The sequence below is a fragment of the Vreelandella alkaliphila genome (assembly GCF_016107625.1).
GTDB classification, from domain to species: Bacteria; Pseudomonadota; Gammaproteobacteria; order Pseudomonadales; family Halomonadaceae; genus Vreelandella; species Vreelandella alkaliphila.
Genome location: NZ_JABASV010000002.1, coordinates 44804 through 59179 on the forward strand (window position 1 = coordinate 44804; position 14376 = coordinate 59179).

Genomic DNA, 14376 nt, shown 5'->3' on the forward strand with positions numbered 1-14376 from the left:
GCGCCATGGCCGATCGACTTTACACCCAAGACACCATTACCGCTCTGGCAACTCCTCCTGGCCGCGGCGGTGTTGGCATTATTCGCGTCTCAGGCCCTGCCTGCCGCGATATCGCTGCCGCAGTACTTGGCCACTGCCCCTCCCCTCGTTACGCTCACTACGGCCCGTTTTATGCCGCTGAAAGCGTTATTGATGAAGGCATTGCCCTGCTGTTCAACGGGCCCCACTCATTTACCGGTGAGGACGTGCTTGAACTGCAAGGACATGGCGGGCCAATCATTATGGATATGCTGCTTGAACGCTGCCTACAGCTTGGCGCACGCCTAGCACGCCCGGGTGAGTTTTCAGAGCGTGCCTTTCTAAACGACAAGTTGGATTTAGCCCAAGCCGAAGCCATTGCCGACCTGATAGACGCCACTTCCCGTTCCGCTGCCGAAAATGCCGTACGTTCGCTACAGGGCGAGTTTTCCCAGCGTATCTCGGCGTTAGTGGAGCGACTCATTGAGTTACGGGTATACGTCGAAGCGGCGATTGATTTCCCTGAGGAGGAAATCGACTTTTTAGCCGACGGCCACGTCGCCAACCGTTTAGACAGCGTTCAGCAAGCGCTGACGGCGGTTCGCAAAGCCGCAGGCCAAGGGGCACTGTTACGCGAAGGAATGAGCGTGGTGATTGCTGGACGACCTAATGCCGGTAAGTCTAGCTTGCTCAACGCACTGACCGAACAAGATACCGCCATTGTCACGGATATTGCCGGCACCACCCGTGACGTGCTGAGGGAATATATTCACATTGATGGCATGCCACTGCATATTATCGACACCGCAGGGCTACGCGACACCCCCGATGCCGTAGAGAAAATCGGCGTTGCCCGTGCTTGGGAAGAGATCGAAAAAGCCGACCGCGTGCTGTTATTGGTAGATGCCTCAACGACTGATGCGACCGATCCTATGACTATTTGGCCGGAATTTGTCGCCAGGCTCCCCGATCAAACACGCCTGACACTGGTGCGAAATAAAATCGATACCAGCGCCGAACAAGCCGGCATTGATTTATCCACAACCCCACCAACGATCAGACTATCCGCAAAAACTGGCGTGGGTGTGGATAACTTAAAAACCCATTTAAAGGACATCATGGGGTTTTCTGCGACGACTGAAGGGAGATTCTCAGCCCGCCGTCGCCATTTAGACGCCCTAGATCGCGCCATGATTGCGCTGGAAACAGGACGCGCCCAACTAGATGGCTACGGTGCAGGGGAATTGCTGGCCGAAGACTTGCGCGATGCTCAGCAGGCGTTAGGCGAAATTACCGGTGAATTCAGCGCTGACGACCTGCTCGGCGAAATCTTTGGCAGTTTTTGTATTGGGAAATAATCATCTGCTTTGGTCAATAACAGACAGTGGCTAACAAGCTATTCGCCTACCAGCCACTCTGACCGATAGTCACTTTCCGAGCCTAGCAGCGGCGTAATGTGCTCCATCGCCGCCGCTAGACGCTCATCTAATCCCCAGGGCGGGTTAATCACTAGCATTCCACTACCGTACATGCCATGGCTTTGCTCGTTTGGCGTATGCCGTTGAAGTTCGCTGCGCCAAATTTTACGGATGCCGCTCTCCCTCAAGCCGTTTAGCAGCGAGAGATGGTTGCCTGCTGGTAGCAATGGATACCACACCAGGAGCACCGCATGTCGCGCTTTTGCCAGGCTATAAGTCACCGCATCAACCACCTCCAGATATTCCGTTTTACGTTCGTAGCTAGGGTCAATCAATACGCACAAACGCGGTGTTGCAACCGGTACCAGCTCACTCAAACCTGCCAGTCCATCTCCATAAATTCGCTGCGCCTGCGGGGAAAGCGATTGGGTACTTAAGTGCTCATGCTCACCTGGATGAAGCTCAAATAACGTCAGGCGATCTTGCTCACGAAGCGGCTGAGAAAGCCACCAAGGTGAGCCAGGATAATGGGTAAGCTCAGATGCATGGGGCTGGGCAGTTGCCAACGTGGTTAGCCAACTACTCAGTAAAGGGTCACTTAGCTGCTCGCTCGCTTTCCACAGCGGCCAAATGCCCTCACGGTATTCTTGAAGCCGCTGAGTCTCTTTGGTGTTAAGTGGATAGAGGCCTCGTCCCGCATGAGTATCTATATATGTAATGGCTGTTTTTTTACGTAATAAGTAATCAACCACCGCGTAAAGCGTTAAATGTTTCTGCACATCGGCAAAGTTACCGGCATGGTAAGCGTGTTGGTAAGACAGCATAGTCGCTCGCTAACAGAGAATCGAAAAAAGCCCGCTATGTGAGCATAGCGGGCGTTTATCGGCAATGCCGAGGTTAGCTAATCAATTGTTAGCGTTAACCCTGGCCATTTCCCATGGGACTCAAGGTGATTTCAACACGGCGGTTTTGCGCCCGCCCTTGTTCAGAATTATTGCTAGCAACCGGCTGATTGGCCCCATATCCCATGGTGTTTAATCGAGCGGAGGATACGCCATTTTGGCTAAGGTAATTACCCACAGACTGGGCACGGCGTTCAGACAGACGCTGGTTATAATTTGCATCTCCGGTGCTATCAGTGTGGCCAGCAATGTTGACGCGAGTATCCTGATACTGGGTCAGTACATTCGCTACTTGGTTAAGTGAGTTACGTGCTTCGCTGGTAAGGTCAGCTGAGTCGAAACCAAAGGTAACGCCACTGGGCATATTAAGCACAATATCGTCACCGCGACGATCAATCTCAATACGCGAGCCCTGGAGATTTTGGCGCAGCTGTTGCTCCTGACGATCCATGTAAACGCCTATACCGGCACCCGCTGCAGCACCTACCGCCGCACCAATCAATGCGCGATCACGACGGCTAGTGCTGCCATCGCCAGACAGCGCACCGGCAGCAGCGCCAATGGCCGCGCCAATGCCAGATCCCATCGCAGTGCTAGAGCGCTGCGTCTGACCGCCATAAGGGTCCGAGGTAGCACAACCAGCTAACAAAATGGCTGCCGCCAGCGGGGTCAGTAGTCGAGAAATACGCATCACTCACTCCTTGATAATCTTCAGGGTAATTGCTTTATATGTCGCTGATCACTCATCGCTTATTAATGTCAGCAATTCATTCAAGAATAATAGACCTTGAGGCGATGCACGCAGCTTTTCGGGCATTTCCATTAAAAGTCCTTTTTCATACGCGCTTTGTAACCGTGAAAGTAACACGGCTGAGGGCTGTCCTGTGTAAGCCGTCCAGACACCCATTGCGACCCCATCGGTTAAACGTAATGCATTCATCGCAAACTCAAGGGGTAGCTCCTGCGTTGCTATCGGCTGCTTGCCAGCCACAAAGCCACGCGGATCATTTGCACGACGTAAATACGCCTCTGGCTGACGTGTTTTCCAGCGCCTTTCGATATGCCGCTGCCCCTGACTATCGACCGTCGTCAGCTTTCCATGCGCTCCCGCCCCAATACCCAAATAATCGCCAAACTGCCAATAATTGATGTTGTGGCGACTTTGTTGTCCCGTTCGCGCGTAGGCGGAGATTTCATAGCGCCGCAAACCGGCTTGCTCAAGGCGTTGATGGCCAGCTTCTTGAATGTCCCAGAGAGCCTCTTCTTCTGGTAACACAGGCGGATGAGAGAAAAACGCCGTATTCGGTTCAAGCGTTAACTGATACCAGGAGAGATGCTCTGGCTCCAGAGCCAATGCTTGATCAATATCCTCCATCGCTTGAGCCGGGGTTTGTTTGGGTAACCCATGCATTAAATCAATATTGAGATTATCAAACCCAGCCTCACGCGCCTGGTGAACAGCATTGACCGCTTCTTGGCCGCTATGAATACGCCCCAAGGCGCTAAGCTGTTCAGGGCGAAAGCTCTGAACTCCCAAAGACAAGCGATTGATCCCAGCTTCTCGATAACCAACAAAACGCTGCTGCTCGGTCGTGCCAGGATTCGCTTCAAGGGTAATTTCAATAGTAGAAGAGAACGGCAACCGGAGGCGTATCTCTTTGAATAATCGATCGTAAAAAGCTGGCGATAACAGGCTTGGCGTGCCACCACCAATAAAGATAGTTTGAATCTCTCTTTCATTCGCTAACGATAAATCACCCTCCAAATCACAGAGCAGGGCGTTTAGATAAGCGGCTTCGGGCAGCTCGTCAGTGTTGGGCTCATGGGAATTAAAGTCACAGTACGGGCACTTACGTACGCACCATGGCGTATGGATGTATAGGGATAAGGGAGGCAATAGCTCAGCCATGCGCCACCTTCAACAATTCAACCAAGCCCTGTAATGCCCGCCCACGATGACTAAGTCGATTTTTGGTTTCACTGGATAACTCGGCAACACTCATTCCTTGGTCCGGTAACCAGAACAGAGGGTCATAACCAAAACCGCCATTACCTCGCGGGTGCGCCAGAATTTCACCTTCCCAACTGCGTTGCACAATCACAGGTACAGGGTCTTCGGCATGACGCAAATACACCAATACGCACCAATAACGTCCACTACGCTGACCTTCAGCATAGCGACTGAGCGACGTTAATAACTTCTCATTATTGCGCTCGTCACTTTTAGGCTCACCGGCATAGCGCGCTGAATAGATACCCGGCGCACCGTGAAGTGCATCCACCTCAAGACCTGAGTCGTCTGCCAATGCAGGCAACCCACTGATTTTACTTGCCTCACGAGCTTTCAGAAGTGCGTTTTCTACAAAAGTAAGCCCTGTTTCTTCCACATCTCCCACTCCAAATTCGGATTGCGGACGAACATCTAACCCAAGAGGTGCTAGTAATTGATTGAATTCTTTTAGTTTTCCTACATTTCCACTGGCTAAAACTAAGGTATTGGGCGATGCCATAACGATATCTCCAAAAGGAAGGTTAATGAGTTTACATATATCAAAATTTCTTCTAAAGCAGGCTGTTTGTTACATAATGTAATTGTTAAAACTAATTTAAAGACTGCTTATATTAATAACAAAAAACATTATAAACATACACTTACACTAATTATTCTAAAAAATACTATATATATTCAAATTGATTTCACCAGATTTCTAATAACAAAACTTTACGAAATGTATCTTATAGGCAACACTTCTGAGAGCACCTGCTCACTCTTTCTTTCCACGAGGGCTTCCCAATGTCACAGGAAAAGACCATAGGTTCGGTGTATCTCATTACCGAAAAAAGTCCGCAATCACAGCTATTCGCAGACTATTTACACGATCACACCAACTGCTCAATTAGCATTTACTCGCCAGACGTCACCATACCCTCTTCACCCGTCGAAAAGCTGCTCATCCTCATTGACAGTGATCATATTAGTGTAGAGACATTGCCAGACTGGCAAGAGAAACTGCCAGAAGCGTTAACAAAAACCCCTCTAGCCGCTTTCAATATTCGCGATATGGACCATGCCCTAGAAGCTCTCTCGTGCGCTCAACTGAAAGGGGTATTTTATCGCAATGAGAGCTTAGAGGTATTTTGCAAAGGTATCCACGCGTTACTTGATGATGAGCTGTGGATGTCTCGTGAGTTAATGGCACGACTGATTCTTTTTTATCGCAAGTATCAAAGCAACGCGTTCCGCCCAGCCTGTGGATTAACCAACCGTGAAATGGAAATTATCTCTTTATTAAGTGCGGGTTCCTCCAATCAACAGATTGCCGATAAGTTGTTTGTAAGTGAACACACCGTTAAGTCTCATCTTTATAACATCTTCCGAAAAATAAACGTTCACAATCGCATTCAAGCACTTAACTGGATCCATCAGAACCTTGGTCCAATTCTTCCTAATATAGAAACTGCACGCAGTTTACAACGTCATCGGTAGCCTTTTAAAAGGGTATATAGCTATGAATTTACGTCGCTATTTACTGGTCATTTTTATCAGTTTTATTACATTAACTACTGATACATTTGCCAATGAACCAACCAATTCTTCCCGGGCATTAGCCACCAGTGAGCAGGAAGAAGTCAACGCTATTAACCAACTATCAAGTCCCGATGGCCCAGAAATTCAAGGACAACGAAATAGAGGTAGTGAGCTTACCGGTATCATGGTCGACCGTACCGTCACCATGGCAGGCAAGACCTTCTATCGCGCTTTCAGCCAGCGGGCTATGGATAACCTCATTATCGGTAATGCCACGATTACCATTCAAGAACGTCCCGATGCCCGTTGGGGCAGCCAAATTGCCATCGTGGAAGGCAACCGGATGTACTTCAGAACACAGCTCTCTCCCAGGATTAGCGAAGCTGACCGCGTAGCAGGAGAAGCTGTAAATATCGTTGAGGAGGCACTTCTCCAGCAGCAGCTGGCATCTGCTCTTACCTCAGATAAAGACTTGGGAAAAGAGGAGTTATTCTGATGAAAAACTGCAGAAAAATAGCTTGCGCTACGTTCATAGTGTTAATGGGAATAGGTGCTCACGCGCACTCAGGTGATTTAATTTATAAACCTATTAACCCTTCTTTTGGCGGCGATCCTTTTACAGGTAGTTACCTGTTAGGTAAAGCCCAGTCACAGGATACCAATACAGATCCAAATGCACGTAGGGGGCAAACATTATCATCCACTGAGCGCTTATTACAAAGTTTAGAAAGTCGATTGATATCACAGCTCATTTCCGATGTTAGCCGTGGTGAAGTCAGTGAGGGTAGCTTCGATAGTGATGAGTTCGGCGTTGTCGTGAGTGACAATAACGGACAACTAATTGTGCGTGTTGTGGATAAAGTTACTGGAGATGTAACAGAGATTAGCGTTGGCGGTTTATTTAACCCTTAACAACGACATCAATATCAACCGCTAAAAAAACCAGCAATAACGACTAACGCTATCTGCTTTGTCAGGGGATCATTATGAAAATTATCGCCTCAATTGTCATCGCTAGCCTACTGAGTGGCTGTGCAGGAATGGTGGCAACGTCTGAAAATTTAGAAGGTGCTGAAGCAACACTCACGCCCAGAGGAGCTACCTACCAAGATCTTGTATCGCTCCCGCCACCGTCAGGAAAGATATTTGTCTCTGTGTATGATTTTCGCGACCAAACAGGACAATACCGACCAGCCCCCGCCAGTACGTTTTCAACTGCGGTAACCCAAGGGGCTGCAGCAATGCTTACCGGAGCCCTGTCTGACTCTGGCTGGTTTATACCGCTGGAACGTGTTGGGTTACAAAACTTGTTAACTGAACGCCGTATTATTCGCGCAGAATTCGAACGCTTTGGGCAGCCCGATACGCTGCCATCGTTAAGAGCAGCGTCGGTTATGCTAGAGGGCGGCATTATTGCTTATGAATCGAACGTACGAACCGGGGGAGCCGGTGCTGAATATTTTGGCATTGGGGCGTCAGGCCAGTACCAGGTAGATCAGGTAACGGTGAATTTACGTGCGGTGGAAATCTCAACAGGCGAAATATTAGCTAACGTCACCACCACCAAGACCATCTATTCAAAAGAGCTACGAGCTGGGGTTTATCGCTTTATTGATTTCAGACGCTTATTAGAGGCCGAAGCAGGTATAACTACAAACGAACCGGTTCAGCTCGCGGTAATGTCAGCAATAGAATCTGCTGTCATTCACCTTGTAGCGAGAGGCATTGAAAACCGATTATGGAATCTTGCTCCCGGAACCAGTATTCAAGACACCATTTTAGATGACTATCTTAATGCATCGATACCTATGCTTTAGTAAGAATTAATCAAGGGAACACTACTTAAATAAAACTATAAAAAACAATGGCCACTCAACAGAGTGGCCTTTTTTATTTAAAAAAACAAATACTATATAATTACATAACTAACAAGCCAATAATTAAGAAAGTAGTAAACAAAAAATATTATAAATGTTAAACATATAACCACAGCATTAACAAAACTTCCTATAGCGTCATTTTTAGAATGGTCCAAACTCAATCCATGAAACAAAAAGACACATTGAGTTTCAAAAGGAATTAAAAATGAAACATTATAGCTATCGGCTCAGGACAGCTACAACGAACAGAATTCGTTGTAGTGCTGTGATAACGGTAGCCACTTCATTGCTGACTTTTTCTTCTGTATTGCAAGCTAACGAGAATGAAAGCGACTTATTTAACAGAAGTGCAAGAGTTACTCAGTTTGCGGCCATTGATAACGCCGCGCTAAACAGCAATCTAAGTATCATTCGTCAACAAGGTAACAATAATAAAGCAAGTGTTGCCCAGTCACGTTCTGTGAGTTATCAGCTTTCTAATTTTGCCTACATCGATCAAGTCGGCAACGGTAATCAAGCAAGCATAATGCAAAGTAACGGAAATAATACCGGAATTATTTGGCAAGTGGGCGACGACAACACCGCCTCTATTAATCAGCAAGGTAATAGCGTCCAGTATAAAGCCGACATTTATCAAAATGGATTTAAGGGTGACGTTTCAATTTCGCAATCGGGCAGTGGCTCACGTGGTGTAAGTGTCCAGCAACAAAACCTTTCGGGCAATGCACGACCAGTCACTATCGATACCTACTGAGTCGCCAGCTGCTTCTCAGTAAACAACCAAAGCAAGTCGATCGAAAAAAAGGGGAAACACCATGAAAACTCAAATGACCGTTATCGCTGCTGCTGTTGCAATGGCTGTTAGCTTCTCTAGCCAAGCGCGTGACTTTGATGACTCTACAACAAACCCTGCTGCTAACGCAGGGACAGAACCCGCGTTTGTAAACCAGCAAGATATCCGTGAAGGCATGAACGGCTTCGCTCGTGACCCAATGCGGACTTCGATTATTGTTCAAGTTGGTGACGATAACGCAGCTGAAACTGATCAGTATGATAACGAGCAATACTCACGCGTTGGTCAAGAAGGTAATAACAACGACTCTTATGTTTATCAAAGCGGCGATCAGCATGAGTCAATTGTTTATCAGATAGGCAATTATAACGATTCAGTCGTAGTACAAGATGGTGGCAGTCTTAACGACTCCTATGTACGTCAACAAGGCGACAACAACAGCTCTACTGTTGCTCAATTCTTGAACACTGCGCAAAGCGACTCAATTATTGAGCAGTTCGGTAACGGAAACGATGCTGAAGTTTACCAAGCATTAAATACTGATGAAACGTGGAGCTTTATCCATCAGGACGGTGATAACAACGAAGCTAATGTTCTCCAGGTTGAAGCAGACCTGAGCGCTTCCTACATTTATCAAGGTGGCGAAGGCCATGTAGCGAATGTCTTCCAGACAGGCAACAGCAACGTGTCGACTATTCGCCAGAACACCGTTGGTGGTAGCGCAGCTTCAGCAACTCACTTCCAGGCTGGTAACAACAACTCTGCTATCTCTACTCAGTGGTAAGCATCTTTGTAGGTACGTCTGTAAGTACTTTCTTAGCTCAGGAAACCGCCCCCTTCGGGGCGGTTTTTTTTATGTTTAACGCACCATTACCGTTAACGTGCCACCTTTCCCTTGGGTAGCAGAACGCGAGCGATTACTGCCTTTAACGATATCTACTTCTAAACGATCATCTTCGCTGAGCAGTTTTACCGTACCTTCTAGAGTGGTGCCTTCAAAGGTAAATTCAGCGGGCACTGTGCCGCGTGTTTCGGGGTGATCAATGGTTTCATCGTTATGAGTAATGCGCCATTGGGCTGAGAATTCCGCGCCAGGTGTGCCACCCATGGTAATATGGATTTGAGTCATATCCTGCTCCTGTGCGGCCATCCCCGTTAACGGTAGGCCAAGGGTGAGAACAGCGGCTAACAATATGCCGTTAAAGCATGAAGAGTGCCAAGCCAATTGTCGTTTCATAATGTGTTTACCTCACTAACCACAGAGCCGCTCAATAGGAGCGGCTCTTGCAGTGTAGCAGGCGCTTTACTTTATGTTACATAACGGCAAAGGCTTTTTCTGCAGCATCCAACGTTAGCTGAATATCTTCTGGCGTGTGGGCACTCGACATAAAGCCAGCTTCATAGGCAGAAGGTGCGAGATACACACCGTGATCAAGCATAGCACCAAAGAAGCGGCGGAAAGCATCGGGGTTGCAAGCAGTGGCTTGGGCGAAGTTATCTACACGGGATTGCGACGTAAAGAAAACGCCAAACATGCCACCTGCGGATTGGGTCATCATCGGTACGCGGGCAGCGTTGGCACGCTCTTGCAAGCCGGTACACAACGTTTGCACCCGTTGAGTCAGCGCATCATGGAAACCCGGCACCTTTAGTTTGGTTAGCAGAGCGACCCCTGCAGCCATGGCCAGCGGGTTACCGGACAGCGTACCCGCTTGGTAAACCGGCCCCAGCGGCGAGATATTCTGCATAATTTCTTGTTTACCGCCAAACGCCCCAACGGGCATGCCACCGCCAACGATTTTACCTAAGCAGGTAAGGTCAGGCGTTACGCCGTAATGTGCCTGAGCGCCACCTAAAGCGACGCGAAAACCGGTCATGACTTCATCAAAAATCAAAATACTGCCGGATTCATTGCACACCCGGCGCAACGTTTCCAAGAAACCCGGCTGGGGAGGAATGCAGTTCATATTACCCGCCACCGGCTCCACGATAATGCAGGCAATTTGCTCTCCGATCTCTGCAAAACACGCTTCCACCCCTTCAGGGTCGTTATACGAAAGCGTGATGGTGTGCTCAGCGAGTGATGCGGGTACGCCTGGTGAGCTAGGTTCCCCGTGGGTTAACGCGCCGGAGCCCGCTTTGACGAGCAATGAATCCGAGTGGCCGTGATAATTGCCTTCAAACTTGACGATTTTGTCGCGTCCCGTTGTTCCGCGCGCAAGTCGAATGGCCGACATCGTCGCTTCGGTGCCCGAGCTGGTCATACGCACCATTTCCATGGAAGGAATCATTTCACAGATCAGATCAGCCATGGTGGTTTCGACAGCGGTCGGCGTACCAAAGGAGAGGCCGTTATCTAACCGCGCTCGCACAGCGGCCAGTACATCCTGATCGGCGTGTCCAGTGATCATCGGTCCCCATGAGCCGATATAGTCTACGTAGCGGTTACCTTCCACATCGAATAAGTAGGCACCCTGAGCACGTTCCATAAAAACAGGCGGGCGATGTAGGCCTTTAAAAGCACGAACAGGGGAGTTAACCCCCCCCGGAATGTGACGACTGGCAAGGTCAAATAGTTCTGCAGATGTGGTCATGGCATCCTCAACATTAATGGCTTACTGCCAATGAGATCAAAAGCGTACGGGGCGTGGCAAGCGTTTCGGTAAACACTGTCCGCTAGGGGGCTGATAACCATGAGACAAACTCTCCCAGGTAAAGTGCTGGGCTTGCTCACAGGCAGTTGGTAAGCGCTCACCAACGGCTAAACGAGCCGCAAGCGCTGAGGCTAATGTACAGCCTGATCCGTGAAATACTTCAGGCAAACGTGGCCACTGCCATTGGCGCGTAGTGTCAGGAGAGTGCAGCGTATGCACAACCTGTTGCGTATTACCCGGGAGTGGATCGTCGGTGGCGGTCACAAGGACACCTTGGCAACCCTGCGCCAGCAACGCAACAGCACGTGCTGTGTCATCCAAAGGGTCGGTTATCTCAGGCGTCAGTGCAGCAAGCTCAAACCGATTGGGCGTTACGATATCCACAAGCGGTAGCAAACGATCTATATAAAGTTGCTGCAAAGCGGGTGTGGATAACTTAGCGCCGCCACCTGCTTTTAATACCGGATCTGCGACGACGGGAATTCCTGGAAAACGGCGGATAATTTGTTCCGCTGCGCGCAGCGTCGCCTCATCAGCCAACAGCCCCAACTTAATAGCCGCAATTTGCATATCACCTAACGCTTCAGCCATTTGCCGCATTGCAGCAGGATCTGCAGGCAGGGTGCGTATCACGTTATGGCAATTTTGAACGGTCAGTGCGGTTGGAATGGTGACTGCCCAACCACCACAGGCAGCTATCGCTTCGCTATCAGCCACTAACCCAGCCCCCCCGGTGGGGTCATGGCCAGCTAACACTAAAACAACGGGAGGAAGAGGATGGCGCATCAAAAGGGCTTCACCACCGCCAGGATAATAATCGCGATTAACGCAATCACGGGCGCTTCGTTAAACCAGCGGAAAAACACATGGCTTTTGGTGCAGCGGGCTTGATCAAATTGCTTCAAATAAATTAAGCAAACATGGTGGTAAGCGATTAATAGAGCGACAAGCGTCAGCTTAGCGTGCATCCAACCTTGGCTAAACCAAGCGGGCACGAGATAAAGCATCCAGCCACCAAAGATCAGCACAATGATCATCGATGGCGTCATAATTCCACGGTAAAGCTTACGCTCCATGGTTTTAAAGTAAGTGATCGCTTGCTCATCGCCTGTGTCCCGCGCCATGGCGTGGTACACATACAGTCGCGGTAAATAAAATAGCGCGGCAAACCAGGTAACAACCGCCATCAAATGAATGGCCTTTACCCATAAATACATGGTCTCTCCTTAGGCGTTGGGCTCATTGCTGGGAATCAGCACCGCGGGGGTCAGTGTAGTGATAATAACGTTCGATAGCGCCACGCGTAATGATACCTGAAATTCGCTGCTGCTTTGGCCGATAGCCATGCACGACATAGAGTGCACCTAGCGCATTGTCCTGAAGTTTTAGAAACGCTTCCGATAGCGTTGCTTGTAATCCGATAGGTGCCATTTCAAGCCGTTGCCCAGGGATCTCAAGCAAATCAATGAACTCGTCTTCTGGAGGGGCTTCGTCTTGCAGCGCTTCATCATGCTCCAGTAACCAACGCGCAAGCTCAGCGGCTTTAAGCGCCAGCACTGGTTTCTCTGCACTGGAGCGCTCAATCACTAGCCACACAGGATTCGTTTCCAACAGACGCCGTGCCTGATCAGGCGTAATCATTCGATCTGTGCGCACCAAGTGGCGCTCCATTACCGCTGGCACCGATACCCGCGAAAGCGCCTGCATTAAAGGCTGCTGTAACGGATGCAAGCCGTAGCGCACCGTGCTAATAAAAAAGCCCTCACAACCGGTAAGCTGACGGGATGTTAGGCAGGCAACCACCACAACGAGCATGCCAGGCAACATAATATGTGGCGAATGCGTTAGTTCAAGCAACGCCATCAAAGCGGCAAGCGGTGCTTGCAATACAGCGCCCATCATTGCCGCCATGCCCAACATGGCATAAATGCCGGGGTCTGCCGCTTTATCTGGCCATACCCAACCGCCCAGCATACCCCCTAGAGCACCGGTGGCAGCACCGACCACTAGCACGGGGCCAATAATGCCGATTGGTACACCACCTGCCACGGTAATGGCAGTAATCAATAGCTTAGCGATCATCAACGCCAACAACACAGTAATCGCCAGCTGATTATTCAACATAGCCGCAACGCTGTCGTAACCAATGCCTTGTACTTCAGGAAACCACCACGCAACAGCGCCCGTTATCACCCCGACGGCACCTAACCTAAGCCATAGCGGCCACTGCTGTAAGTACTGGCCACGCGAAAGATGAATAAATACGCCCGCTAATAGGCCAATCACCAAACCGATAATGACCACCCAAGGCACATTCATTAACGAACCTAGGGCAACTTCAGGAATGCGAAACGCCGGTTCGTTGCCATACACCAATTGAGCGACCAATGCCCCCATGGTAGAGGCGAGTATCACCGGCATAAAGCTCATCAGGGTGTATTCCATCATCACCACTTCCATGGCGAAAATCACCCCTGCGATTGGTGTATTAAATGATGCAGATATACCTGCCGCCGTACCGCAAGCAACCAACACTCGTAAACTGTTATTGGGCAAGCGAAGCTTGAGACCTAAGCCGCTGGATGCCGCTGCGCCCAGATGAATGGCAGGGCCTTCACGCCCTGCGGAGAGGCCACCCAGCACAGACACAACGCCTACCCACCACTGGTTAAGCCAGTTGCGCATAGGGAAACGTCCCTGATGATAGGTGAGACGCTCAATAACATGGCCAACACCTAACTTTCGGGCAGCGGCCTTTTGCCGATAGAGCAGCGTGCCAATCAGCGTCACGGCAATTATCGGCAGCAGCGCACGAAGCCATGGCGCGAGCCCTTCAAAGGCCTCAGGATTGCCCTCAGGCATATAAAGGGCAGCACCTACCTCTAGCAATAAGCGAAAAGCCACCATCACCGCGCCTGTGATCACCCCAGACACTAACCCCAGCACACACAGCTGAGGCAGGGCATCAACATTCGCCAGCTGGCGACGAAAACTTTCCAAGGTGAAATCTGACCGGGAAAAACGTGCCACAACGTCCGTCCTTGCGCCTATTATTCGCTTTTACGCATCATGTTCGCGTTAGTGAACATATGCCTGTTTCCCTATAGCGCTCTTACGCGCCTGCTCTCTTGTGTATCATAGCTAGCTACAGTTCAACAGCCTGAGGTATCTCATTAGGCTGT

16 protein-coding genes are annotated in these 14376 nt (G+C 49.6%); 7 read left to right on the forward strand and 9 right to left on the reverse strand.

Annotated features, from left to right (window positions below; translation table 11 throughout):
* Positions 1-5: 5 nt before the first annotated feature.
* Positions 6-1376 (forward strand): tRNA uridine-5-carboxymethylaminomethyl(34) synthesis GTPase MnmE, encoded by a 1371-nt coding sequence (gene mnmE, locus JFC11_RS03365; protein ID WP_198348725.1) that lies wholly within the window; start codon positions 6-8, stop codon positions 1374-1376.
* 38 nt (positions 1377-1414) lie between these two features.
* On the opposite strand, the gene JFC11_RS03370 is transcribed toward mnmE, so the two are convergent.
* The 4 genes from JFC11_RS03370 to rdgB all read right to left on the reverse strand — a co-directional run bounded on the left by JFC11_RS03370 (position 1415) and on the right by rdgB (position 4848).
* Positions 1415-2260, reverse strand: coding sequence for a 23S rRNA (adenine(2030)-N(6))-methyltransferase RlmJ (locus JFC11_RS03370; RefSeq protein ID WP_198348726.1), 846 nt, complete (start codon positions 2258-2260; stop codon positions 1415-1417).
* A 94-nt stretch (positions 2261-2354) separates the two neighbouring features.
* Positions 2355-3029, reverse strand: a complete 675-nt coding sequence (locus tag JFC11_RS03375) for a YiaD family glycine zipper/OmpA-like lipoprotein (RefSeq protein ID WP_198348727.1) — start codon at positions 3027-3029, stop codon at positions 2355-2357.
* Between the two features lie 48 nt (positions 3030-3077).
* A complete protein-coding gene (gene hemW, locus JFC11_RS03380; protein ID WP_198348728.1) occupies positions 3078-4247 on the reverse strand; it encodes a radical SAM family heme chaperone HemW in 1170 nt (389 codons plus the stop codon).
* Entirely contained in the window at positions 4240-4848 is a 609-nt protein-coding gene (gene rdgB / locus JFC11_RS03385) for an RdgB/HAM1 family non-canonical purine NTP pyrophosphatase (protein WP_038479919.1), read from the reverse strand. Before rdgB ends, hemW begins: the two co-directional genes overlap by 8 nt.
* A gap of 284 nt (positions 4849-5132) precedes the next feature.
* Here rdgB and JFC11_RS03390 point away from each other — a divergent pair, with 284 nt between their 5' ends.
* The 6 genes from JFC11_RS03390 to JFC11_RS03415 all read left to right on the forward strand — a co-directional run bounded on the left by JFC11_RS03390 (position 5133) and on the right by JFC11_RS03415 (position 9324).
* On the forward strand, positions 5133-5825 hold the full coding sequence (locus tag JFC11_RS03390) for a response regulator transcription factor (protein ID WP_198348729.1): 693 nt from the start codon (positions 5133-5135) through the stop codon (positions 5823-5825).
* A 22-nt stretch (positions 5826-5847) separates the two neighbouring features.
* On the forward strand, positions 5848-6363 hold the full coding sequence (locus JFC11_RS03395) for a CsgE family curli-type amyloid fiber assembly protein (protein ID WP_198348730.1): 516 nt from the start codon (positions 5848-5850) through the stop codon (positions 6361-6363).
* Positions 6363-6779: a curli assembly protein CsgF gene (locus JFC11_RS03400; RefSeq protein ID WP_051626403.1), complete on the forward strand. Its 417-nt coding sequence runs from the start codon at positions 6363-6365 to the stop codon at positions 6777-6779. Before JFC11_RS03395 ends, JFC11_RS03400 begins: the two co-directional genes overlap by 1 nt.
* Positions 6780-6853: 74 nt before the next feature.
* Positions 6854-7684 (forward strand): CsgG/HfaB family protein, encoded by an 831-nt coding sequence (locus tag JFC11_RS03405; RefSeq protein WP_089040130.1) that lies wholly within the window; start codon positions 6854-6856, stop codon positions 7682-7684.
* A gap of 268 nt (positions 7685-7952) precedes the next feature.
* The gene (locus JFC11_RS03410) at positions 7953-8501 is read left to right on the forward strand and encodes a hypothetical protein (RefSeq protein ID WP_198348731.1); all 549 of its coding nucleotides are present in this window, start codon (positions 7953-7955) and stop codon (positions 8499-8501) included.
* 61 nt (positions 8502-8562) lie between these two features.
* Complete coding sequence (locus JFC11_RS03415; RefSeq protein WP_198348732.1) at positions 8563-9324, forward strand: hypothetical protein; 762 nt, start codon at positions 8563-8565, stop codon at positions 9322-9324.
* A gap of 75 nt (positions 9325-9399) precedes the next feature.
* Here the strand turns inward: JFC11_RS03415 and JFC11_RS03420 are convergent, their stop codons facing one another.
* From JFC11_RS03420 to JFC11_RS03440, 5 genes are all read right to left on the reverse strand, one after another.
* Positions 9400-9777, reverse strand: a complete 378-nt coding sequence (locus tag JFC11_RS03420; RefSeq protein WP_198348733.1) for a hypothetical protein — start codon at positions 9775-9777, stop codon at positions 9400-9402.
* Between the two features lie 76 nt (positions 9778-9853).
* Positions 9854-11134, reverse strand: a complete 1281-nt coding sequence (gene hemL / locus JFC11_RS03425) for a glutamate-1-semialdehyde 2,1-aminomutase (RefSeq protein ID WP_038479904.1) — start codon at positions 11132-11134, stop codon at positions 9854-9856.
* 36 nt (positions 11135-11170) lie between these two features.
* Positions 11171-11980 (reverse strand): bifunctional hydroxymethylpyrimidine kinase/phosphomethylpyrimidine kinase, encoded by an 810-nt coding sequence (thiD, locus tag JFC11_RS03430; RefSeq protein ID WP_038479901.1) that lies wholly within the window; start codon positions 11978-11980, stop codon positions 11171-11173.
* Positions 11980-12411, reverse strand: coding sequence for a protoporphyrinogen oxidase HemJ (hemJ, locus tag JFC11_RS03435; protein WP_038479899.1), 432 nt, complete (start codon positions 12409-12411; stop codon positions 11980-11982). The genes thiD and hemJ overlap by 1 nt, the downstream gene beginning before the upstream one ends.
* Before the next feature lie 22 nt (positions 12412-12433).
* Positions 12434-14224, reverse strand: a complete 1791-nt coding sequence (locus JFC11_RS03440) for a chloride channel protein (RefSeq protein ID WP_198348734.1) — start codon at positions 14222-14224, stop codon at positions 12434-12436.
* Between the last annotated feature and the right edge of the window lie 152 nt (positions 14225-14376).